At 67.3% G+C, this 23,363-nt stretch carries 20 protein-coding genes; 5 read left to right on the top strand and 15 right to left on the bottom strand.

Translation table 11 applies throughout. The features are described 5' to 3' along the window. Positions 1 to 712 precede the first annotated feature (712 nt). Positions 713 to 4,669, top strand: coding sequence for an autotransporter outer membrane beta-barrel domain-containing protein (locus FQK05_RS19270; protein ID WP_158969926.1), 3,957 nt, complete (start codon positions 713 to 715; stop codon positions 4,667 to 4,669). A 345-nt stretch (positions 4,670 to 5,014) separates the two neighbouring features. Here FQK05_RS19270 and lpdA read toward each other — a convergent pair whose 3' ends face one another. From lpdA to FQK05_RS19325, 11 genes are read right to left on the bottom strand one after another with little or no spacing between them, the layout of a single operon-like run. Next, complete coding sequence (gene lpdA, locus FQK05_RS19275; RefSeq protein ID WP_158969928.1) at positions 5,015 to 6,367, bottom strand: dihydrolipoyl dehydrogenase; 1,353 nt, start codon at positions 6,365 to 6,367, stop codon at positions 5,015 to 5,017. After that, the gene (locus FQK05_RS19280; protein ID WP_158969930.1) at positions 6,364 to 6,756 is read right to left on the bottom strand and encodes a MaoC family dehydratase; all 393 of its coding nucleotides are present in this window, start codon (positions 6,754 to 6,756) and stop codon (positions 6,364 to 6,366) included. The genes lpdA and FQK05_RS19280 overlap by 4 nt, the downstream gene beginning before the upstream one ends. A 7-nt stretch (positions 6,757 to 6,763) precedes the next feature. After that, positions 6,764 to 7,180 (bottom strand): MaoC family dehydratase, encoded by a 417-nt coding sequence (locus FQK05_RS19285; RefSeq protein WP_158969932.1) that lies wholly within the window; start codon positions 7,178 to 7,180, stop codon positions 6,764 to 6,766. Then, entirely contained in the window at positions 7,177 to 8,373 is a 1,197-nt protein-coding gene (locus tag FQK05_RS19290; protein ID WP_158969934.1) for a dihydrolipoamide acetyltransferase family protein, read from the bottom strand. Before FQK05_RS19290 ends, FQK05_RS19285 begins: the two co-directional genes overlap by 4 nt. 11 nt (positions 8,374 to 8,384) lie before the next feature. Continuing rightward, positions 8,385 to 9,359 carry an alpha-ketoacid dehydrogenase subunit beta gene (locus tag FQK05_RS19295; RefSeq protein ID WP_158969936.1) on the bottom strand — a complete coding sequence of 325 codons (975 nt, stop codon included), beginning with the start codon at positions 9,357 to 9,359 and terminating at the stop codon, positions 8,385 to 8,387. A 12-nt stretch (positions 9,360 to 9,371) separates the two neighbouring features. Continuing rightward, on the bottom strand, positions 9,372 to 10,322 hold the full coding sequence (locus FQK05_RS19300) for a thiamine pyrophosphate-dependent dehydrogenase E1 component subunit alpha (protein WP_158969938.1): 951 nt from the start codon (positions 10,320 to 10,322) through the stop codon (positions 9,372 to 9,374). 9 nt (positions 10,323 to 10,331) lie between these two features. Beyond that, complete coding sequence (locus FQK05_RS19305; protein WP_158969940.1) at positions 10,332 to 11,495, bottom strand: acyl-CoA dehydrogenase family protein; 1,164 nt, start codon at positions 11,493 to 11,495, stop codon at positions 10,332 to 10,334. 16 nt (positions 11,496 to 11,511) lie between these two features. Continuing rightward, positions 11,512 to 12,504: a branched-chain amino acid ABC transporter permease gene (locus FQK05_RS19310; RefSeq protein ID WP_158969942.1), complete on the bottom strand. Its 993-nt coding sequence runs from the start codon at positions 12,502 to 12,504 to the stop codon at positions 11,512 to 11,514. Beyond that, positions 12,501 to 13,388: a branched-chain amino acid ABC transporter permease gene (locus tag FQK05_RS19315; protein ID WP_158969944.1), complete on the bottom strand. Its 888-nt coding sequence runs from the start codon at positions 13,386 to 13,388 to the stop codon at positions 12,501 to 12,503. Before FQK05_RS19315 ends, FQK05_RS19310 begins: the two co-directional genes overlap by 4 nt. A gap of 10 nt (positions 13,389 to 13,398) precedes the next feature. Then, entirely contained in the window at positions 13,399 to 14,115 is a 717-nt protein-coding gene (locus tag FQK05_RS19320; RefSeq protein ID WP_158969946.1) for an ABC transporter ATP-binding protein, read from the bottom strand. Then, positions 14,108 to 14,893 carry an ABC transporter ATP-binding protein gene (locus tag FQK05_RS19325; protein WP_158969948.1) on the bottom strand — a complete coding sequence of 262 codons (786 nt, stop codon included), beginning with the start codon at positions 14,891 to 14,893 and terminating at the stop codon, positions 14,108 to 14,110. The genes FQK05_RS19320 and FQK05_RS19325 overlap by 8 nt, the downstream gene beginning before the upstream one ends. Before the next feature lie 257 nt (positions 14,894 to 15,150). On the opposite strand from FQK05_RS19325, the gene FQK05_RS19330 reads away from it, so the two are divergent. Next, positions 15,151 to 16,335 carry an acyl-CoA dehydrogenase family protein gene (locus FQK05_RS19330; RefSeq protein ID WP_158969950.1) on the top strand — a complete coding sequence of 395 codons (1,185 nt, stop codon included), beginning with the start codon at positions 15,151 to 15,153 and terminating at the stop codon, positions 16,333 to 16,335. Positions 16,336 to 16,339: 4 nt separating this feature from the next. Continuing rightward, positions 16,340 to 17,428 carry an acyl-CoA dehydrogenase family protein gene (locus FQK05_RS19335; protein ID WP_158969952.1) on the top strand — a complete coding sequence of 363 codons (1,089 nt, stop codon included), beginning with the start codon at positions 16,340 to 16,342 and terminating at the stop codon, positions 17,426 to 17,428. A 4-nt stretch (positions 17,429 to 17,432) separates the two neighbouring features. Here FQK05_RS19335 and FQK05_RS19340 read toward each other — a convergent pair whose 3' ends face one another. Further along, entirely contained in the window at positions 17,433 to 18,248 is an 816-nt protein-coding gene (locus FQK05_RS19340; protein WP_158969954.1) for an IclR family transcriptional regulator, read from the bottom strand. 289 nt (positions 18,249 to 18,537) lie between these two features. Here FQK05_RS19340 and FQK05_RS19345 point away from each other — a divergent pair, with 289 nt between their 5' ends. Next, the gene (locus FQK05_RS19345) at positions 18,538 to 19,767 is read left to right on the top strand and encodes an ABC transporter substrate-binding protein (protein WP_158969956.1); all 1,230 of its coding nucleotides are present in this window, start codon (positions 18,538 to 18,540) and stop codon (positions 19,765 to 19,767) included. Between the two features lie 50 nt (positions 19,768 to 19,817). On the opposite strand, the gene FQK05_RS19350 is transcribed toward FQK05_RS19345, so the two are convergent. After that, positions 19,818 to 20,531, bottom strand: coding sequence for a transglutaminase-like domain-containing protein (locus FQK05_RS19350; protein ID WP_158969958.1), 714 nt, complete (start codon positions 20,529 to 20,531; stop codon positions 19,818 to 19,820). A 139-nt stretch (positions 20,532 to 20,670) separates the two neighbouring features. Between FQK05_RS19350 and FQK05_RS19355 the strand changes: the two genes are divergently transcribed. Beyond that, a complete protein-coding gene (locus tag FQK05_RS19355; RefSeq protein ID WP_158969960.1) occupies positions 20,671 to 21,357 on the top strand; it encodes a TetR/AcrR family transcriptional regulator in 687 nt (228 codons plus the stop codon). A gap of 6 nt (positions 21,358 to 21,363) precedes the next feature. Here the strand turns inward: FQK05_RS19355 and FQK05_RS19360 are convergent, their stop codons facing one another. Together FQK05_RS19360 and FQK05_RS19365 are read right to left on the bottom strand one after the other, a co-directional pair. Next, positions 21,364 to 22,287 carry an SDR family NAD(P)-dependent oxidoreductase gene (locus tag FQK05_RS19360; protein ID WP_158969962.1) on the bottom strand — a complete coding sequence of 308 codons (924 nt, stop codon included), beginning with the start codon at positions 22,285 to 22,287 and terminating at the stop codon, positions 21,364 to 21,366. Positions 22,288 to 22,298: 11 nt separating this feature from the next. Then, positions 22,299 to 23,207, bottom strand: coding sequence for an SDR family NAD(P)-dependent oxidoreductase (locus tag FQK05_RS19365; RefSeq protein ID WP_199252712.1), 909 nt, complete (start codon positions 23,205 to 23,207; stop codon positions 22,299 to 22,301). Positions 23,208 to 23,363: the final 156 nt, after the last annotated feature.

Consider the following 23,363-nt stretch of genomic DNA (forward strand, 5'->3'; position numbering starts at 1 on the left):
GACCGCGGGCACCGGGTCCCATGGTGTCATGGCGCAATCCGTCGGCGGCGGCGGCGGCTACGGCGGCATGGTCAAGAACCGGCTGCTCTACAAGACCTACAGCTTCACAGCGGCCTCCGAGGATGCGGCGGTGACCGGCCACGGCGGCAACATCGTGATTTCCATGGACGGCAGCGGTGCGACCCGCACCGACGGCCAGGCGCTGATCCGGACCACGGGCGATTATGCGCATGGGATCTGGGCGGCCTCGCTGGGCGGCGGCGGCACCAGCAGGATCGACACGATCTTCGTGCGGAACGGCAGCCTGCGACCGGGCGGCGACGGCGCCGGGAGCGTCGAGGTCCAGGCGGGCGACGACGGCGGCGGCGAGGTCTACACCAAGGGTCACCTGAGCCACGCGGTCCTGGCGCTGTCGGTGGCCGGCGGCGGAGGCGAGTCCGGCAGTTTTTTCCAGGGGCCGGTCGATGTCGACTCGATCTTTCTGACCAACGGACGGTCGGGCATCGTCGGCGCTGGCGGCGGTGCCGTCACGGTCGGAAACACCTTAGGCTCGGAACTGACGACCCGGGGCGTGCTGGCCCAGGCCATCGTGGCCGCGTCGGTCGGCAACAGCGGCGGCGCGATCGGGCTGGTCATGGACAACCTGGTCGATACCCACGGCATGATCCTGACCAATGGCGCCAGCGGGCAGGCTGCCGGGACCGGTGGCTAGGTGACAGTCACCAACACGTCCTATGTCGACACCTATGGTGCGTTGTCGGCGGGTATTACCGGCCTGTCGGTCGCCGGCAGCGGCGGCGTCACCGGCTTTGCCTTGACGCCGGACGCAACGATCGGGACCCTGTCGGGGCCGATCTTCCATGACCAGGGCAAGCAGGGCGGTCATGGCGGAACGACGCAGGTCGTCACCGTGACCAACGGCAAAGACAGCGAAGGCACCGGCGAGATCACGACGCGCGGCTTCGGCGCCACGGGGACCGCCGCCCAGTCGGTCGCGGGCAATGGCGGGGCCGGCGGCATCGTCCATGCCGGCATCCTGGACGCGACCCAGCCAAGCCTGTCGCTGTCGACGGCCAATGGCGCGGGCATCGGCAATGGCGGCACGGCCGGCGCGGTGACGGTTTCCAATGACGGCCACGTCACCACGTCGGGCACCTACGCATACGGGATCCTGGCCAGTTCGGTCGGGCGCAGTGGCGGCAGCGTCGTTGCAAGCTATCAGGTGACCAACCCGGGGCAGGAGCGCGGGTCCGTCAACGCGATCGACGTCGTCAGCACCCTGGGCAGCGGCGGCAGCACCGGTGGCAGGGGCGGTGACGTCACCGTCGCCAGCAGCGGCCAGGTGCGGACCTCCGGCGTGAATGCGCACGGCATCTGGGGCCAGTCGGTCGGCGGCAACGGCGGTGCGTCGGGGACGGCCATCACCTATCTTCTGGACAATTACTGGATCGGCGGCGGCCTGAATGTGGGCCTGTCCGTCGGCGCGGAAGGCGGCAGCGGCGCGGTCGGCGGGGCAGTGAGCCTGGACAATGCGGGCGGCGTGACCACCGGGGCCGACACCTCCTATGGGCTTTACGCCCAGTCCATCGGCGGCAGCGGCGGCGATGCCGGCAACTTCGGGACCGTCTTTGCGGGCTACACGCAGGGGCGCAACGTCGTTTCGGACACCACCTTCAACCTGTCCGTCACCGTCGGCGGAGAGTTCGGCGGGACCGAGGCCGGAGGCACCGGCGGCGCGGTCACGGTCAACAACCGGGCGGGTGCGACGGTCACCACGGCAGGGGCCGCGTCCTACGGCATCTTCGCGCAGTCCATCGGCGGCAATGGCGGCAATGCCGGCAACGGCCGGATGGGCACGGCAAGTTCCACGGCGGTTCTGGCCAATGCGCCGACGGATGTCGACGCGGTAGCGGACGTCAGCACCTACAGCGTGAAGGTGACCGGGACCGGCGGGGCCGCCGCGGCGACAGGCGGGGCCGTGACGGTTACCAACGACGGGGCGATCTCGACCAAGGGGGCCAGCGGCACGGCGATCTTCGCGCAGTCCGTCGGTGGCGGCGGAGGCAATGCCGGCGACGGGTCCGGCGAGCTGATGACCGATTTCAGCCTGGAAGCCTCGTCCGGGGGCGGTGGCGCCGGGGGCGCGGTCAGCGTCGATGGCGCAGGCTCGATCACCACGACCGGCGACGGCGCGATGGGGATCTTCGCCCAGTCGGTCGGCGGCGGCGGCGGCACCGTCGGCGATTTCGAGGTGCTGCCGGACATGGCGATCGACAGCTTCGGCAAGACCACTTTCGGGGCGGGGGCCCTTGGCGGCGGCAATGGCGGGGCCGGTGGCGATGGCGGCCGGGTGACGGTTGCCCTGCCCCGGGGCGGGTCGATCGCGACCTCGGGGCGGAATGCCCATGGCATCTGGGCGCAATCCGTCGGTGGCGGCGGGGGGGCGGCGGCCCGGACGAAATACGTCTTCCGCAAGGTCCGGGCCGCCGGCAGCTGGGGCAATGCGGGCGATTCCGGGCTGGTCGAACTGGATATCGACGGGACCGTGTCGACCACCGGCGCCGGGTCGATGGCGGTTTTTGCGCAAAGCGTGTCGGGCGGCGCGTCAAGCAGCGTGTCCGGGGGCGTCCTCGCCACCATCTCGGGCACCGTGACGGCGGGTGGCGCGAATGCTCGGGCGATCCTGTCGGTGGTCGACGGCACCGCCGCCGGTTTCGGCAATTCCGGGGTCTGCGCCAGCAAGACCACGACCATGTGCCGAAGCACGACCCATATCACGGTCGAGGAAGGCGCGGTTGTCCGCACGACCGACCGCGCGGCCTACGAGACCATCGGCATTTACGGCGGATTGCAGAGCTTCCGGTCCAACGGCGCGATTTACGCGTCCAACCTGATCTCGAACGCGGGCACCATCGCGTCGGCCGACCCCTACAGCCTTGTCATCGGGACGCCCGGCGACGCGGCGCTGCGGATCTTCAACAACGACGGTGGCGTGATCAGCGGTTCGATCGACCTGACGCAGACCTCCATTCCGGGCGGGAACTTCTACAGCAACCCCGGCATGCGCAACCAGTTCGAGAACCGCAAGGGCGCAGTCTTCGAACCCGGCCAGCAGGTGAACCTGGGCAGCCTTGGCCACTACAAGGGTCTTGAAGGCAGTACGATCCGGCCCTTCGGCAACGACAGGACCGGAAGCAGCACGTTCTATCTGGGCGGTTCCTATTCGGAGAAGGGGACCTTCGACGTGAACCTCAGACCGGTCGCGTCGGGGGTCGCCAATGACAGGATCATCTTCAACACCGGCCGCTACACCCCGACGGTGACCTTCGCGGCCAGGATCAACCCCGTCTGGATCGACGTGCCCACCGGCAGGACCCGCCTGTCGGGCCGGACGGACATTGCCTTTCTGACCGGCAGCGGCACATTCGATGCCAGCGGTGCCACGGTCGTCGACACGGCCACCGTCGACTACAGCCTGGATTCGCGGTCCGAGCGCAACGCGCTGTTCCTGAACTACAGGGTCGACTTCAGCGGGGCGCTGAAGGGCACGCGGATGCAGGCCAATGCGCAGGAATACGCGACCTATTTCACCAACGCGCTTGCCGGGGCACAATCCGACCAGACCACACGCCAGGTCCGCAAGGAGCTGAGGGCGCTGGCGCTGACCTACCTGAACGCGACCTCGGCCGAGGGGCTGGAAGATCACTATCTGTCGGTCGTTCCGGAAGAGGCGCTGATCGCCACGTCCGCCGCGGTACAGGCCGCGCTGACCATGCAGGGCCGCCTGAACAGTTGCCCGCAGCTGGACCCGAAGGATGGCCTGGCCTTCCTGCAACAGCGTGACTGCGCGTGGATCAGGGGCATCACGTCGAACCTGACCCAGGATGAAACCGACCAGACCCCCGGCTATTCGGAACGGGCCGGCGGATTTGCCGGCGCCGTCCAGCGCGAGATCGCGGAAGACATATTCCTGGAATTCGGCGGCGCCTACGAGGGCGTGTCCGTGTCGGGAGAGAGTTTCTCGCAAAGCGGGGAACGCTATGCCCTGGGCGCCGCCCTGAAGAAGGAGATCGGGCGCTATACCCTGTCCTTCGGCCTGGCCGGCGGGGTCTACAGCTTCGATCAGAACCGCAGCTATGCGCAGTCGGGCACGACCCGCACCGCCTCAGCCAAGGTGAAGGGCAACTTCCTGTCGATGGAGGCGCGCGCCTCGGGCGTCTTCCAGAAGGGGGGCGGTCTTTACCTCAAGCCGGTCGGCGCGCTGACCCTGACCCGGGTCTGGCAAGACGGCTTCACCGAATCCGGGACCGGCTCGATGAACTGGGACGTGGCCGGGACGGCCAATACCGCGGTCGATTTCACGCCCTCGCTGGAGATCGGGCAGGCGTCGACCTTCCGCGGCCGGTCGATGGTCAGCTACCTGCGCGGTGGGGTGACCATGGCGCTGACGGATCCGACCTACGGGATGTCGTCGGTTCTGGTGGGGGGCGATGCCGGTCTGGACACGATGGACATGACCCTGTCGGGCGAACGCTATCGCGGGAACCTGGCCGCTGGCGTCGACATGGACCTGGGTGACAAGCTGACCTTGTCGCTGGCGGCCGAGGCCGGACTGACGCAATCCAGCAGGGCCTATGGCGGGTCGGTGCGGCTGGAGTTCCGGTTCTAGGGGCGGACCTTCCCGCTGCCGAAACGCCGTGACCTGCCCCCCGGATCCGTCAACGGACGTGGAGCGGGGCCGCATGTCCTGACGGTGGCGGAACGTGTCAGGCCACTGGTCCCTGCCGACGGGTGTTCCCATTTCGGCATCTCTGCCTCTACGTCATCAGGCGCGACTGCTTGGCACCTGGTCCGACATCCCGCGCTCACTCCTGAACCGGGCGGTCCGCCGCTTCGGCCCAATCACGTTCATGCAGAGCGATCGGGGCTCGCAGTAGGCGGCACAGCGTTCCTGCGGGTACTGCTTGGCGGCAACCTTCTCGTGACGGTCGTCCGGTCCGAGGCCCGTGCAACCCTACGTCGACGCCCGGTAGGCCCCGGGCTGCAGGTGCACCGCGCCCCCGTCCAGCGCATCATGCGCGGCCTCGACCAGCGCTTCCGACAGGGTCGGGTGAGGGTGGATGACCTGCACGAAGGCGGCGAGCGTAATCTCCATCTCGACCGCCAGCGTCGCCTCGCCCAGGAGGTCGGCGGCATGGGCGCCCACGATGGTGACGCCCAGGATCTGGCCATAACGGGCGTCGGCCACGATCTTGACGAAGCCCTCGGGCGCGCCGTCGACGACGGCCCGGCCATTGGCGGCGAAGGGGAAGCGACCGATGCGGATGGGGCCTTTCGCGCGGGCCTCGGCCTCGGTCAGGCCGACGCTGGCGAGGCCGGGCATCGTGTAGACCGCGTGCGGCATGGCCCTTTGGCCTGTGGGGACGGCAGGATGGCCCAGGATGCCGGCCATTGCGACCTCGGCATCCGCGGCGGCCCGATGCGCCAGAAGCGCCCCGCCGCAGACATCGCCCACGGCATATGTGCCGGGGATGTTTGTGCGTTGCTGCGGATCGACCTTCACGGCGCCGTTCCCAACCGCGATCCCGGCAGCGTCCAGGTCAAGGTCTGCGATGTTCGGCCGGCGCCCGGTGGCGACAAGGACAAGGTCGGCCTCGGCGCTTCCGCCGGGAAAGGTTGCCGACAGGCCCGCCGTGCTGCGTTCGATGCCGGTCACGCCCGTCCCTGTGTGGATCTTGACGCCCTGCGCCTTCAGGGTCGTGGCAAGAACGGCAACGGCCTCGGGGTCCTCGGCGGGCAGAAGCGTCGACGCCATTTCGATCAGGGTCACGGCGCTGCCGAGACCGGCGAAGATCTGCGCGAATTCAACGCCGATTGCGCCGCCGCCAAGTATGGCGATCCGTTCCGGAACGGTGTCCATCGCAACGGCCGTATCGCTCGTGATCACGCCGGGAAGGTCGATGCCCGGTAGCCGAGGCAAAGCCGGGACGGATCCGGTGGCGATGACGACCAGATCGGCGGCAATCTCCTCTCCGCTGGTTTCAAGCCGGACGCGGCGCGGGCCGGTAAAGCGGGCACGGTCGGTTCTCAGGGTGATCCGGTTGCGGCGCACCAGAAGGTCCACGCCGGACACCAGCCGGCGGACGGCCGCGTCGCGGGTCCGGGCGATGGTCGCCATGTCGCCACCGGGTCGGGCGTGCAGCAGGAGGCTTTTCGTAGGGATGCAGCCGACGTTCAGGCAGGTCCCCCCAAGGGCCGCCTGTTCGATCAGCGTCACGCGCAGGCCCGCCCGCGCCGCGCGGATCGCGGCCGTATAGCCGCCGATGCCGCCGCCGATCACCAGCAGGTGCCGGGGAAGATCGCTCACGCGGCGGGAGCCGGAAGGGTGCAGTGGCCCGAGATCACCGTCTCGTCCCGCTGGTTCAGGCAGGCGAAGTCGACCCGCAGGATGCCATCGGTGCCGTCGGCCGTGGCGGCCGTCGCCTCCAGCCGGATCGTGTCTCCGGGCTGCGAGGGGCGGTGATAGCGTAGCGACATCCGCGTGTCCTGCGGCAGGTCGGGACGGCCCAGCCAGTGCTGGATTGCCTGGAAGATCGGCTCCATCGGGATGCAGCCATGGGCGATGGTGCCGCCGAAGGGCGTCTTCGCCGCGGCCTCCGGATCGACATGGAGCGGGTTGAAGTCGCCCGACAGGCGCGCGTAGCCGTCGATCATCGGTTGGGTGATGGCGATCCGGGCGTGGGGCAGGGCGGTCATGGGCACCTCAGGGAACGATGGCGGTGAAGGCTACCGAACAGACCAGCGCACCGGTCCTGTTGCGGGTCTCCATCCGGTAGGTCAGGAAGCGCCGGCCCTTGCGTTCGAAACGGTCGGTGACGGTCAGGTCGGTGACCAGCTCGTCGCCCGGGCGGGCAGGGACACCGTGGATGTTCTCGTCGCCCATGCGGATGGCGCCGGGCGGGAAGACGCTTTCTTCCCATCCCAGGCGCAGACCATAGGTCAGCCCCATCGACGACGGGGCGATGGCGCCGCCCGGCGCGTCCGCGCGATAGGCCGGGTCGTCATAGCCCATCAGCGCGCAGAAGGTGTCGATGTCGGTCTGGGTCACGGTCATGCGGCCTTCGCAGACCTTGCGGCCGATCTCGGCCGCCTCGAACGTGGTCAGGGGGTTTACACTCATCGCTGGGTCACCGTCATCAGGGCAGGGGTTTCAAGCCGTTCGCGCAGGAGCGCCCGGAACCGGCCGGCGGTGGCGCCGTCGATCAGGCGGTGGTCGAAGGTCATCGACAGCATCATCATCGGCCGCGCCACGATGGCGCCGTCGCGCACGACGGCTTCGTCCGTGATCCGCCCGATCCCCAGCAGCGCCGATTGCGGCGGGTTCAGGATCGGCGTCTCGAAATCCCCGCCGTAACTGCCGAAATTGCTGAGCGAGAAGGTCCCGCCATCCACATCCGCCCGGGACAGCGTCCCGCTGCGGGCCCGGTCGACCAGCCGCATTCGGTCCTGCGCAATCTCGACCACCGACTTGCGGTCGGCATCGCGGATCACCGGCACCACCAGCCCGTCGTCCAGCGCCACGGCCAGGCCGATATGGACCCCGCGCCAGGTGACAACCTCGTCGCCGATGATCGAGGCGTTGATGGACGGCATTCCGGCCAGCACGCCGGCTGCCGCCTTCAGGACCAGATCGGTCACGCTGATCCGGACCGCCAGTGCGTCCGAATGGGCCAGCGCATCGCGGCGAAGGTCCATGATGGCGCCCATGTCGACCCGCGCGAAGGCGGTCATCTGGGCGGACTGTTGCAGGCTCTGCGTCATCCGTTGGGAAATCGCGCGCCGCATCCCGGCCAGTGGGCGCCGGTCTGCGATCGCCGGATCCTCTGCAGGTCGGGTCTGAAATACCTCGACATCCCGCTTCAGGATCGCGCCGTCGGGGCCGGTTCCTGTGATGTCGTCCAGCGTCAGCCCGGCTTCCGTCGCGATCCGCCGGGCCACGGGCGAGACGAGAAGGCGGCCGTTGGCGGTGTGCACCGTCAGCGACGGGGTGGCGGCGACCGGTGCCGGAGCGATCACCGGGGCAGGGGAGGTGGCCCCGGGCGGCGGAGGGGGCTCGGCATCCTCCAGGGCCGCCTCTGCGCTTGGATGGAGGAGAGCCACCAGCGCGCCGACCGGCAGGACGCTGTCGACCGAGGCCATGCGGCGCAGCCAGCCGTCGCCATCGGCCTCGATCTCTGTCGCGATCTTGTCGGTCTCGATGGTGCAGATCACGTCGCCCTTGGCGACCCGGTCGCCATCGGCCAGCGCCCAGTCGACCAGCGTGCAGTCTGTCATCGTCAGGCCAAGTTTCGGGATCGTCACTTCTTGGGGCATCGCATTTTCCCTCAGGCCAGCAGCGACCGCACTTCGGCCGCGATGGAGGTGGCGTCGGGGTGCAGGAACGCCTCGAACCCCTTGCCGAAGGGCATGGGCGTGAAGGGCGGCGTCAGGCGGCGGACGGGGGCGTCCAGATGGAAGAACGCCTTTTCGGTGATCTCGGCCGACACTTCCGACCCGAAGCCGAAAGGCTTCAGCGACGAAGTCACCACCAGCGCCCGGTTGGTGCGGCGGACGGACTCCAGGATCGTGTCGATATCCAGCGGGCTGATGGTGCGGGGATCGATCACCTCGACCTCGATCCCGTCGGCGGAGAGCGTCTCTGCCGCCTCCAGCGCGCGGGCGACCATGAGGCCTGTGGCCACGATGGTCACGTCCCGCCCGGGCCTTCGGATCGCGGCCTGTCCGAGGGGGATCAGGATCTCTCCGTCCTCGAACTCCTCCTTCATGCGGTGAAGGGCCAGATGTTCGATGAAGATCACCGGGTTGTCGTCCCGGATCGCGGCCTTCATCAGCCCCTTGGCGTCACGCGGCGTGGCGGGCATCACGACCTTCAGGCCGGGCACATGGCCGACCCACGCCTCCAGAAGCTGCGAATGGTGCGGGCCGATCCCCATCTCGACCGCGGTCGAGGTGCGCACGACCAGCGGCATGCGGAACATCCCGTCATAGATGTAATGCGTCTTGGCCGCCTGGTTGAAGATCTGGTCGAGGCAGAGACCGAAGAAGTCCATGAACATGATCTCGACCACCGGCCGGAGGCCGGTCATGGCCGCGCCGACGCCGAGGCCTGCGATGATCTCCTCGCTGATCGGTGTGTCGCGGACGCGGATGGGCCCGAACGCGTCCAAAAGCCCACGCGAGCCGCCGAAGGCACCGCCCGCGGCAGCCACGTCTTCGCCCAGAAGCATCACGGAAGGATCGCGCTCCATCTCTTCGCGGATCGCGTCGATCAGGGCCCAGCAATAGGTGCGTGTCGGCATGCCTGTCCCTCCTTAAGCCGCGAAGACCTTGGCGAGCGCCGAGGACGGTTCGGGCTCCGGACTGTCGAGCGCGAAGCGGATGGCGGCGGCGACCTCTTCCGTCAGCTCGGCTTCGATGGTGTCGAGTGTCGCGGCATCGGCGCGGCCGTCCAGCAGCACCTCGCGCAGACAGCGGAGGGGGCAACGGTCCATCCATTCCACCTCTTCCTCGCGGCTGCGATAGGCCTTGGGATCGCCTTCGAAATGACCGCCCCAGCGGTAGGTCTTCAGTTCCAGAAGCGTCGGGCCCTTGCCGCTGCGCGCGCGTTCGACGGCGCGGGTGGCCGCTTCGGTCACGGCCAGCACGTCGTTGCCGTCCACAATCTCGCCCGGCAGGCCATAGCCGGTGGCGCGGGCGGCGATGTCGGGTGCGGCAGAGGTGTCGGCGAAGGGGGTCATTTCGGCATAGAGGTTGTTCTCGCAGACCATCAGCAGCGGCAGGGACCAGGCGGCGGCGGCGTTCATCGTTTCGGCGAAGGACCCGTTGTTGCTGGCGCCCTCGCCGAAGAAGGCGACCGCGACGCGGCCCTTGCCTTCGACCTGCGCCGAAAGGGCTGCGCCCGCCGCGATGGGCATGCCCGCACCCACGATGCCGTTGCCGCCAAGGATGCCCTTCGTGGGGTCAGCCGCGTGCATTTCTCCGCCCCGGCCGCCGCAGATGCCGGTGGCGCGGCCGAACATTTCGGCCATCATGGGCTTCAAAGCCATCCCCTTGGCCAGATAATGCCCCCGCCCGCGATGGGTCGAGACGATCCAGTCGCTGTCTTCCAGCGCCGCGCAGACGCCCACGGCGCACGCCTCCTGACCCAGGTAGGAATGGATGTAGCCGGGGAAGAGGTTCTTGGCGAAGGCATCGTTCAGCTGGGCTTCGCATTGCCGGATCAGCATCATCCGGCGCCAGAGGTCGAGCGGATCGGGGTTCATGGCACGTCCTCAGTAGGATTTCGGCAGGCCGCAGCCGACCTGCGCGATGAAGTTGCGGTTCATCTCGTTGGTCAGGGGGGCGAAGATCAGCTGTCGGATGTCGCGGTAGTAGCGCTGCATGTGGTAATCCATGGTGAAGCCATAGCCCGCCAGCACCCGCATGCCCCGGTCGGTGGTCCGGAACGCGGTTTCCGAGGCGTAGTACTTGGCCATGGCCGCTGGCAGCGCGCAGTCCTGGCCCCGGTCCTGCATCCACGCGGCCTTGTAGGTCATCAGCCGCGACAGCTCGATCTCGGTCAGGCTGTCGGCCAGCATCGACTGGATCGCCTGGAACTGCCCGATCGGCCGGTCGAAGGCGCGGCGCTCCTTTGCATACTGGTTCGCGTCTTCGAAGGCGCCCTGCGCCAGCCCCACGCAGGTGGCCGCAATGAAGATCCGTTCGTTGTTCAGCGTGTCGAGGATCGCGTGCCAGCCGCGCCCTTCCTCGCCCACGATGGACGATTTCGGCACTCGGACAGCATCGTACCGGACCTCGTAGGAATGCAGGAAGCGCGAGCCCAGCTTCTCGATCTTGCGATAGGAAATCCCGGGCGTGTCCTTGTGGACAAGGAAGACGGTCAGCCCGCGACTGGGCTTGTCGGGATCATGCCCGGTGCGCGCCACGACGAAGAGCCACGACGCAATGTTCAGCCCGGTGGTGAAGACCTTGGAGCCGGTGATGACGAAGTCGTCGCCGTCGGGCTTCGCCACCGTCTTCATCGCGCCAAGGATATCGGTCCCGCCATCGGGCTCCGTCAGGGACAGCGCGAAATGGTGACGGCCCGTCGCCAGCCCGGGCAGGAATTCGCGTTTCTGTTCAGCGGTCCCGTGCCGTTCGATGGTCACGGCGCCGAAGGACACGTCCAGCCCATAGGCCAGCGCCACGGTCGAGGAATGGCGGGCCAGTTCCTCCAGTACGATGGTTTCCTCCATCACGCCGCCGCCTGATCCGCCGTATTCCTCGGGGATCGTGGCGCCCATCAGCCCGATCTCGGCCATCTTGTCCAGAAGCGCCATCGGCAGCTCGTTGTCGCGGTCCCAGGCGGCAATGGTGTCCTTCGCCATCTCCTTCTCGACGAAGCGGCGGGTCAGGTCGCGCAGCGCGCGCTGGTCCTCGGTGAACTCGAAATCCATCTGGGTCTCCTGAAGGTCAGATGTCGCGGCGGATCAGGCGGCCGATGGTGCCGACGATGCCGGCGCGGAAGGCCAGGACGCAGAAGATGAAGATCAGCCCCTGCGTGACCGTCAGCCACGAGCCCAGCCCCTGCATGTAGTTCTGCATGACCCCGATCACCGCGGCGCCGACCATGGGGCCGAAAATCGTGCCCATGCCGCCGACCAGCGTCATCAGGATCGGCTCTCCCGACATCGACCAGTGGACATCGACCAGCGTTGCCACCTGGAAGACGATAGCCTTGGTCGCCCCCGCCAGCCCGGCGATCCCGGCCGACAGGACCAGCCCCAGAAGCTTGTAGCGCTGCGTCCGGTAGCCCAGCGAGATCGCGCGGGGTTCGTTGTCGCGGATCGCCTGCAGGATCTGGCCGAAAGGGGAATGGATCACACGATGGATCAGAAGCATGCCCCCCATGAAGATCGCCAGCACCATGGCATAGAGCGTCATGTCGTTGGCCAGATCGAAGATCCCGAAAAGGTACCCGCGTGGCACGCCCTGCAGCCCGTCTTCGCCATGGGTGAACTTGGGCGTCTGGATGGCGAAGAAATAGACCAGCTGCGCCAACGCCAGAGTGATCATGGCGAAGTAGATGCCCTGGCGCCGGATGGCGATGGCACCGAAGACCAGTCCCATCAGTGTGGCCGTGGCGGTGCCCAGCAGGATCGCGATTTCCGGCGTGACGGGCCAAAATTTTGCCGTGTATGCGGCGACATAGCTTGCCATCCCGAAATAGGCGGCGTGGCCGAAGGACAAGAGGCCCACATAGCCGAAGAGCAGGTTGAAAGCCGAGGCGAAGAGCGCGAAGCACAGGATCTTCATCACGAAGATCGGATAGGCGAACCACGGCGCGGCGCACAGGAACAGGAACAGCCCGACGAAGATCCAGCGTTGCAGCTGCTTGGGATCGCGTTCGGCAGCGGGCGTGGCGCGGGCCGCGGTCAGGCCGATCGGCGCGGAAGTGTCGGTCATTGGGCGCTCCCAAAGAGGCCTTCGGGTTTGATCATCAGGACGACGACCATGATCACGAAGATCACCACGTTGGAGGCTTCCGGATAGAAGACCTTGGTCAGCCCCTCGATGAGGCCAAGCCCGAGGCCGGTGAGGATCGAGCCCAGGATCGAGCCCATGCCGCCGATCACCACCACGGCGAAAACGACGATCAGAAGGTCCGCGCCCATTTCCGGCTGGACCGAATAGATCGGTGCGGCCAGCACGCCGGCGAAGGCGGCAAGCGCCACGCCCACGCCGTAGGTCAGCGAGACAAGGCGGGGGACGTTGATGCCAAAGGCCTCGACCAGGCCGGGGTTTTCCTGCGCGGCGCGCAGGGTCGACCCGATCCGCGTGCGTTCGATCACGAACCATGTGGTCAGGCAGACGACGACAGATATGGCCAGGACCCAGCCGCGGTACCAGGGCAGGAACATGAAGCCCAGGTTCTTGCCGCCGGCCAGGTCCGCTGGCACCGGATAGCGCAGGCCGGACGAGCCGTAGAAGTTGCGGACCAGCCCTTGCACGACCAGCGCCAGCCCGAAGGTCAGAAGCAGCCCGTAAAGCACGTTCAGCCCGCTGATCCGTGCGATCAGCAACCGTTCCACCGCGATGCCGGCCGCGCCCACGATCAGCGGCGCCAGGACCAGCGCCGACCAGTAGCCGATGCCGAAATGGGTCAGCCCGAACCATGCCGCAAAGGCCCCCAGCATGTAGAAGGCGCCATGGGCGAAGTTGATGATGTGCAGAAGCCCGAAAATAACCGCCAGCCCCAGCGAGAGCGTGGCGTAGAAGGACCCGTTGATCAGGCCCAGGAACAGCTGCCCCAGCAGCGCCTGCGGCGGTATGCCGATCAGTTCGAACATGGCTTGCCCCCTATATGCCCAGATAGCCGCGCAGCCGGCCCATGCTGGCGCCGATCTGATCGTTGGGAATGGTGTCGACGACGCGCCCCGTTTCCATCACCACGTGCCGGTCGGCGACCGCGGCGGCGAAACGGAAGTTCTGTTCGACAAGGATCACGGTGAAGCCCTGCGCCTTCAGCGCGGCGATGGTGCGGCCGATCTGTTCGACGATGACCGGGGCCAGGCCTTCGGTCGGTTCGTCCAGCAGCAGGAACCGTGCGCCGGTCCGCATGATCCGCCCGATGGCCAGCATCTGCTGCTCGCCCCCCGACAGCTGTGTCCCCCGGCTGAAGCGGCGTTCGCGCAGGTTGGGGAAGAGGCCATAGATCTCCTCCTCCGACGCACCGCCGGGGGCGATTTCCGGCGGCAGGAACAGGTTTTCGCGGACCGAAAGGCTGGCGAAGATCCCGCGTTCTTCCGGCACGTAGCCCATACCCAGCCGGGCAATGCGGCGGCCGGGCAGGCCAATAGTCTCGACCCCGTCGAAAAGGATCGATCCCATCCGTTTCGGCAGCATTCCCATCAGGGCGCGCAGCGTCGTGGTCTTGCCGGCACCGTTCCGGCCCAGAAGGGTCACGACCTCGCCCGGGGCCACGTCGAAGCTGACGCCGAACAGGACATGGGACGGGCCGTACCAGGCGTTCAGCCCGTCGACGGTCAGGCGGGGAGGGCGGGTTCCGTCAGGCATGAAGACCCTCGCCCATATAGGCGCCCACCACCTGCGGGTCCTGGCTGACGCTGGCATAGTCGCCTTCGGCCAGAACCTTGCCGCGGGCCAGAACGGTGATCCGGTCGGACAAGGATGCCACGACCGACAGGTTGTGTTCGACCATGAGAACCGTCCGCGACTGTGCCACGTGGCGGATCAGGTCGGCGATCCGGTCGATATCCTCGTGCGCCATTCCGGCCATGGGTTCATCGAGCAGCAGGACCTTCGGATCGACGGCCAGTGTCGACGCCAGCTCCAGCGCGCGCTTGCGGCCATAGGGCAGGGCGGCGGCGGGCGTATGGGCGAAGCCTTCCAGCCCGACTTCTTCCATCAGCGCCTCGGCCTCATCGTCGAAGCGGCGCATGCGGTTCTCGGTCTCCCAGAAACGGAACCCGTCGCCGGCCTTGCGCTGGAGCGCCACCCGCAGGTTCTGCAGCACCGTCAACCGGTCGAACACGGCCGAGATCTGGAAGGACCGCACGACACCAAGACGTGCCACCTCGGCCGGTTTCAGGCCGGTTATGTCCCGCCCGTCAAACCGGATCTGGCCCGAGGTCGGCGTCAGGAACTTGGTCAAGAGGTTGAAGAGCGTCGTCTTCCCGGCGCCGTTCGGGCCGATCAGCGCATGGATGGACCCGCGGCGGACCTGCAGCGACACGCCATCGACGGCGTAGAAGCCCTTGAACCCCTTCACGAGGTCGGTGCCCGACAGGACGATGTCGTCGGCCGGCACGTCGGATACGGGTTCAGGCGACATGGCGTGGCGATGCGGTCATGGTGGTCCTCCCTGGTGTGAAGGATGCGGGTCAGGCGCCTGCATTTCCACTGCCGGATGCGTTCGGCCCGGCCTTTCCACATGTGTGAATTCCGCCTGTTGATGAGCCTGCCTTCTTTCCGTATCCGCAAAGTACAGGCTTGTGGAAAAGCGCACAGAAAGGGGTTTGATGGTGGACAGTCGCCTGTCCCTTCCCAAGGCTGTGCCCGGATGCCAGAAGATATTGAGTAGAGCTCAGGATGGACTTTTCGCTGACGGAAGACGAGACGACTTTCCGCGCCGAGGTGCGCGCGTTCCTGCAGGAAAACCTGCCCGTGGACATCGCCCGGCGCTTTGCGCGGGGCTATCATCCGCCGAAGGACGACCTGAAACGCTGGCAGGCGATCCTGCACCGCAAGGGATGGTCCGCACCGCACTGGCCGGTCGAACACGGTGGCCCCGGCTGGACGGCGATGCAGCAGTTCATCTTCGATGACGAATGCGCGCTGGCCGATGCCCCGCCGCCCAGCCCCTTCGGCCTGCGGCTGGTGGGGCCTGTCCTTTACACCTTCGGCTCGGACGCTCAGAAGGCGGAACACCTGCCGAAGATCCTGTCGGGCGAGGTCTTCTGGTGTCAGGGCTTCTCCGAACCCGGTGCCGGGTCGGACCTGGCTTCGCTGGTGACGCGAGCGGACAGGGACGGCGACCACTACATCGTCAACGGTCACAAGATCTGGACGACCGAGGCGCATTTCGCGGACATGATGTTCTGTCTGGCCAGGACATCGAAATCCGACCGGCGGCAGGACGGGATTTCCTTCCTGCTGCTCGACATGTCCGATGCGGGCGTGACCGTGCGGCCGATCCCGACGCTGGACAGCGGACACACGGTGAACGAGGTCTTCCTTGAAAACGTCCGCGTGCCCGCGACCGATCTGGTGGGCGAGGAGGGCAGGGGCTGGAGCTATGCCAAGTTCCTTCTCGACAACGAACGGACCTTCAATTCCTTCGTCCACCGCTCGCGCCGGGATTTCCGGCGGATGATGGCGATTGCGGGGGCGGAGGGCGGGGCGCTGCTGGAGGATCCGGCCTTCCGCATGGCCGCCGCGCGGGTCGAGATAGACCTGAAGGCGCTGGAATGGGCCGTGTTGCGGATGCTGTCGGGCGAGGTGCCGGACCCGGTCGCCGCGGCCTCGGCGCTGAAGCTTAAGGGTTCGCAGATCCAGCACGCGATCCTCGACCTTGCCGCCGAGGCAATGGGTCCCGAGATGACGCCGCTGTATCCCGATCCCGAGGACGGCAATGGCGGCGCACTGCCGTTCTGGACCCCGGACGAGGCGCCGGGGCTCATGGCGCAGTACCTCTATCGCCGGGCGGGCACGATCTATGCCGGCACGTCGGAGGTGCAGCGGTCGATCATCTACAAGCAACTTTCACGAGGCTAGGCGCATGGATTTCACCCTGACCGATGAACAGGCACTGCTGCGCGACAGTGCCGCGCGCCTGCTGCGGGACCGGTTCGACTTTGGCCGTCGCGGGGCGCTTCTGGGCGAAGGCGGCGCGGCCTTCTGGCCCGACATCGCGGCTCTGGGCTGGCCCGCGCTGGGACTGCCCGAGGCGGTGGGCGGCATGGACGGCACGCTGGTCGACCAGGCGATCCTGATGCAGGAACTGGGCCGCGCGCTTTATGTCGGGCCCTATCTCTCGACGGCGGTCACGTCCGCGTGGTTGTTGTGCAGCGTGGACGGGAAACATGCCGAAAGCCTGCTGGAGGGCATCGCCGCCGGCACCCTGACCGTGACGCTGGCCCATGGAGAGCCGGGCGGGCGCGGTATCCTTGATGTGCCGGGGACAAAGGCTGTGGCTTCGGGGCCGGACACCGTCCGTCTGACCGGGCGAAAGCGGCTGGTCCCGGATGCGGCGACGGCCGGCAAGGTGGTTGTCACGGCACAGGGCGACGGCGGTCTCGTGCTGGCGCTGATTGACCCGGCCGGGCAACGGCAGGACTACCGGACGCTCGACAAGGGCTTCGTGTCGGATCTGGACCTGGACGGGGTCGACGGGACGGTGCTTGCGACCGGAGCGGCTGCCGAGGTTGCGCTGGACGCGGCCATTTGCGCGACCCTGACGGCGCTGGGGGCCGAAGCTGTCGGGGTGGCCGAAGGTGCCCTGCAGCACACGCGGGACTATGTCGCCGGGCGGAGCCAGTTCGGGCGGAGGCTGGGCGACTTCCAGGTGGTGCAGCACCGCCTTGCCGACATGTTCGTCGAGATCGAGCAGTTGAAGGCCCTGCTGCTGCATGCCCTGTCGGTCGCGGATCAGCCGGGGCCGGACCGCCTGCGGGCCGCCGTCGGGCTGAAGGTGCTGGCGGGCGACGTGGCGAAACGGGTCGCGGGCGACGGGCTGCACCTGCACGGGGGCATGGGCATGACCGAGGAAATGCCGATTTCCCACTACTACCGCCGCGCGCGGGTGCTGGAAGCGCAGTACGGCAACACCGGCTATTTCACCCGGGCTCATGCGCGGGGCCTGACCTGAACGGTCAGGCGATCTGGCGAAGCTCTGCCGCGGGCAGGTCCCGGGGCAGGGGAGCCGGAGACTGGATCTCGCGCACGACCGACCAAAGCAGGGCCGTGATGTGCGCCCGGTCGGGTTCCATGTCTTCGGCGGGGCCCACGATGCCAAGGGCCGCGACCTGGCCCGTGTCAGCAATGCGGATCGGGGCGGCGGCGGCGGCAAAGCCGTCGTGGAAGGCGTGGCCCGCGAAGACCGTGCCGGTGTCGCGGACCGTGGCGATTTCGGCCCGGATGGCGGTCAGGTCCACCGGGTCCCGGTCGCAGGGCCGTTCGGCATTGGCGCGGCGAACCAGCCGTTCGATGGCGCGGTCGTCGTCGCCGGCCAGCAGGCTCCTGCCCATCACCGTGTCGACCAGCCGCTGACGGCTGCCCACAGGCAGCGCGAAGGGCAGGCCCCGGCTTTCGACCTTCACGTACTGGATGCTGAAATCGTTCCGGACGCCCAGGATTACCGCGCGCCCCGTCTCCTCTGCCAGCCGGTCGATCGCGGCGTCGAGCCGCCCGAACCCTTCGCTGGCGCGGTGCATCCAGCCGCCCAGGAAGCCCACCCGCAGGCTGACGCCATAGATCCGCGACTGACGGTCGAAGACCAGATACCCTTGGCTTGTCAGGCTTTTCAGCAGCGCGGCCGTGCTGGAAATCGGCAGGTCCAGCAGCATCGCGATGTCCGTCGTCGACATCTGCCGCCGCTCGCGGCCGAAAAGTTCAAGGATCAGCAGGGCCCGCCGGGCCGACTTTACCGTTGCGGTTTCCGGCTCCTCCACCAGATGCGCGATGTCCATTTCGGGTCCTCCCTGACCGATCCTCTCACATCCCGTGCCGGCGCCCGTCTCCTTCCGCGCGGCCGGCCGAGTCTGTATTAGTGAGTAGTGCTCACTAATAGGGGAACATCAAGGCTATTCTCTGTCAATAACCTATTCCATGTATGTGGAACGAGGCCAGAAAGGCCCTTTCCGAGTGTCGCAAGCCCACAATTGCCTACGGGAAAAGCCGTTGGTGAGCTATGCTTATTAAGTCGAAGCCGGAACGTCAGGAGGGGCGGGCCGGCGGACCAAGGGAGGAAAAGAAGACATGACCAGACATTCCCGACTGGCGGCCGGCACGGCTGCCATCGCGTTGGCGGCGGGGCTTGCCGGCCCGGCGGCGGCCGAAGGCGGCTTTTCCGGCGACACGATCAAGATCGGCATCCTGAACGACATGAACGGGCCATATTCGGATACGGTGGGTCCGGGCCTGAAATCGGTGGTGCAATGGGCGGTCGACGATTTCGGCGGTGCCGTGAACGGCGTGCCGGTCGAAGTGCTGAACGCCGACACGCAGCTGAAGACCGACATCGCCTCGACCACCTCGCGCCGCTGGATCGACGAGGATGGGGTCGACGTGCTCGTGGCAGGCTCGGGATCGCCCATCGCGCTGGCGGCGATGGAAGTCGCGAAGGAAAAGGGCGTGGCGGTGCTGAACACCGGCGGGCTCAGTTCCGACCTGTCGGGCAAGCTTTGCACCGATACGGCCACACACTGGAGCATCGACACCTATGCCGCGGCCCGGATGGGGGCCAATGCGGGTAAGGTGCTTGGGGCCAAGAAATGGTTCTTCATCACCGCCGACTACTCCTTCGGTGAATCGCTTCAGCGCGACACGGAGGCCGAACTGGCGAAGGGCGATGCCACGGTCGTGGGCAGTGTCCGGGCGCCGCTGGGAACGACGGATTTCAGTTCGTTCCTGCTGCAGGCACAGGCGTCGGGGGCGGATATCGTCGCCATGGCCAATGCCGGCAACGACACGATGAATGCGCTGAAACAGGCCAATGAATTCGGTCTGGCCGCGGGCGGGCAGAAGATCATCGGGCTTGTCACCTCGATCACCGACACCCATGCCATCGGGCTGGATGCCGCCAACGGGCTGATCGTGGCGGAAAGCTTCTACTGGGACCGCGATGACGAGACGCGGGCGTTTTCGAAGCGGTTCTCGGATGTCTATGGCCGGGTGCCCACGCAAAGCCAGGCGGATGCCTATTCCGCCGTGACCCACTACCTGCGCGCGGCAGAGGCGGCGGGGTCGGACGACGGGCGCACGGTCACGGCGCAGATGAAGACCATGCCGGTGAAGGACTTCTTCGCCATCGACGGCGTGGTGCGGCCGGACGGGCGGATGGTGCCGAAATACCTCTACATGCTGGAGGCCAAGGCGCCCGCGGACTCGCAGGGCCCCTGGGATCTCTACAAGGTGGTCGAGATGATCCCGGGCGACAGCGTCTATCGCCCGCTCGAGGAAAGCCCATGCCCGCTGCTGGGTGGCTGAGGCGTCATGACAGTGGGCGTCCGCGGACAGCGGGCGCCCTTTTGTCCGGGTCAGGCGGTGCCGAAGGCGGTGTCGTCCATCCTGGCCCCGGCCCGATCCTGGGCTTCCAGCATCTCCAGCATCGGGGCGTAATAGGTGCGCATTCCCGCCACGAAGATGTCGAAGGGCACGTCGTCGAACCCGCCCCGGTCGGCCACGTATTCCATATGCTGCCGGCCGGCGCTGTCGAACGGGTGATAGATCGAATCGTGCACCCCGTCGAAATCCAGCGGGGCAATCCCGAAGCGGGTGCAGAGCCCGATGTCGAAGGCCGGCGTCGCCTTCACCCAGCGCCCGTCCAGCCACAGCAGCGTGTAGCCATGCCAGCGAAACACATCCGTCCCCATCATTGCGGTCAGCTTGGGCGAGCTCAGGTGATTGCGCACGTCGGCGAAGCCCACCCGCGACGGGATGCCGACCGCGCGTGCCGCGGCAGCCAGCAGGATCGCCTTCGGCACGCAATAGGCCGAGGGTGCATCAAGGCAGTGCGAGGCAACATAGATCTCCGGCGCCAGCCGGAAGCTGTATGGATCGTACCGGATCCGGTCCCGCACGGCGTGGCACAGGCGCACGGCCTTGTCCCGGTCGGTGCCATCACCGGCCGCGTCCACCGCGAAGTCCTGCAGGCTTGGCGTGGTCCAGTCCAGGAACCGGGTGGCGGCCAGCGAGGCGTCGGTCGGACCGTCGGATGGCCCGTCAGATGGCCTGTCGTTTGCGTCTGGCATCTTGTGCGTCCTTTCGGTTTTCTGGTCCTGGCGCGACAGTGCGATCCTGTCCGGCCGATGGTGGCTGGGAATGCGGGGGCTTGCAATGTGCGCTAGACGCAGGGCGATCCCGGCCCGCACCGGGAAAGGAGCGAACGCGATGTCCGAACGACCACAGCGCCGGCGGCGCCTCGACAAGGAAAGCCGCCAGGCCGAAATCCTCGACATCGCCGCCGAGGTCTTCAGCGAGAAGGGTTACCAGCTGACCTCGACCGCCGAGATCGCCGAAAGGGCGGGGATCGTCGAAGGCACGATCTATCGCCATTTCGCCAGCAAGCGCGAGCTTCTGAACAAGGTCGTGACCCGCGCCTACGAAGAGGCGATCGCCGATTTCGAGGACCACCTGGCCGGGATACACGGGACGTGGAATCGCCTGCGCTATCTGATCTGGCGGCACCTGAAGACGATCCACGACGATCCGGCGCTGGCGCGGCTGGTGCAGTACGAGGTCAAGACCGACCCCGACTATCGCGAGACCGTCGTCTTCGAGCTGAACCGCAGCTATACAAGATGCACGACCCGGATCATCGAAGACGCCATCGCCGCGGGCGAATTCCACGCCGACATCCCGGTCAGCATCGCCCGCGACATGGTCTATGGCGGCATCGACCACCAGACCTGGAGCTATCTGCGGGGCGAAAAGGATATCGACGTCGACCGGATCGCCGACCATATCGCCACCCTTGTCTACCGCGGTCTTGCCCGGGGTCCGGCGCCCGCCGCTGACGACACGCTGGCGCGGATCGACGAACGGCTGGCCCGGATCGAGACCCTGCTGGAGCATTGACGGTTCCTAGAAGGACACCGTGGTCCCGGCAGCTTCTGCCGCCTTGCCGACAAGGTTGCGGTTCTGCTCGAAGGCATTCTGCATCGTGTGCAGGTGCCCGGTGTCGCAGATCCGGTCGAAATGGGCTGCCACGCCATCGGGCGTCAGATCCGGGCCGGTCAGGTTCACCGCATCGGTCTCGTTCAGGACGATCCGCGCGAAGCTGCCGGCCGCGGCGCCCAGGATCACGCGGGACGGCGCATCCTCGCTGAGAAGGTAAAGCGCACCGGGGGTCACCGCCTCGGGCCGCATCAGCGCGATGGCGTCGGCGGGCAGCAGGTCCTCGGTCATCCGCGTCACGGCAGAGGGCGCCAGCATGTTCACCCGGATATCGTCGCGCATGCCTTCAAGGTGCAGCACGTTCATCAGGCCCAGCATCCCGGCCTTGGCCACGCCATAGGCTGCCTGTCCGAAATTGCCGTAAAGGCCCGAGGTCGACGAGGTCAGCAGGATCCGCCCGTATTTCTGGTCGCGCATGATCGGCCAGACGGCCTTGGTGCAGACGACGGTGCCCCACAGGTGGACGTCCATCACCTTCCGGAAATCGCCCAGGTCCTGCTTGGCAAAGGACTTGTCCCGCAGGATTCCGGCATTGTTCAGCAGGATGTCGATCCGGCCCCATTCGGTCATGGCCCGGTCGACCATGGCCGCGACCTGATCCTCGTTCGACACGTCGGCGCCGTCGGCGATGGCCTGGCCTCCGGCGGCGCGGATCTCCTCGGCTACCAGCTCTGCCGCGCCCGGCGATCCGCCGGACCCGTCCGTGGCGCCACCCAGGTCGTTGACCACGACCCTGGCGCCCAGCCGCGCCAGCCCCAGCGCATGGTGCCGGCCCAGCCCGTTGCCGGCGCCCGTCACGATTGCCACGCGGTTGTCGAAGCGAATGGTCATTCCTGCTCTCCCTAGGCCTGTTCCGCCGCTGCCAGCAGCGCGCGGTTCTGTTCGAATGTGTCGGTCACGGTGTGAAGGTGCTCGGCCGCCGACATCTCGTCGAACCGGGCGGCCAGCGCCTCGGGGGTGCACTGGTCGCCGGCAAGGTGAATGGCCGCGCCTTCCACCAGCTGGATCCGCGAGAAGCTGCCGGACCCGGCCCCGATGATCACCCGTTCCGGCGCGTCCTCGCCCAGCAGGTACAGCACCGCCGGCGTGACCAGTTCGGGGCGCATCCGGTCCAGCATCTCCTGTGGCAGCAGGCCCGCGGTCAGGCGCGTCGCGGCCCAGGGGGCCAGCATGTTCACCCGGATATTGTGATGCCCGCCCTCAATCTGGAGCACGTTCATCAGCCCCAGCATCGCCGATTTGGCGGCCGCGTAATGCGCCTGCGCGAAGGCGCCATAAAGACCCGAGGTCGAGGAGGTCAGCAGCACTCGCCCGTACTCCTGATCGCGCATGATGTTCCAGACCGCGCGGGTGCAGATCATCGATCCGGTCAGGTGCACGTCGACGACCTTGCGGAAATCCTCAAGCGCCATCTTCCCGAAGGAGGCATCCCGCGTGATCCCGGCATTGTTCAGCAGGATGTCGACCCGCCCCCATTCCGCCATCGTCCGGTCGACCATGGCCTGCACCGCCGCCGGGTCGGACACGTCCGCGCCATCCGCGATGGCCTGTCCCCCGTTCGCGCGGATCTCTTCCGCCACGGCTTCGGCCGGACCGACCGATCCGCCGTCGCCGCGCCCGTCGCCGCCCAGGTCGTTCACCACGACCCGTGCCCCGCGGGCGGCCAGTCCCAGCGCATGCGCCCGGCCCAGCCCGTTGCCGGCCCCCGTAACGATGGCCACGCGCCCGTCGAACCTGATCATGCTGGTCATCCGATCCCTCGTCGCTGTTTGATAAGTGAAACTCATTACACCGGCATCATGTTGCGTCAATCCGGGGGGGCTTCGACCGACGGCGACCGATGGGCGATCCGGTGGCAAAGACAGGCCAATTTCCGTCATTTCAACTGCATTTCTACATACGTGTAA

Origin of the sequence: Chachezhania sediminis, from assembly GCF_009765275.1 — a bacterium.
In the GTDB taxonomy this organism is placed as follows: Bacteria; Pseudomonadota; Alphaproteobacteria; order Rhodobacterales; family Rhodobacteraceae; genus Chachezhania; species Chachezhania sediminis.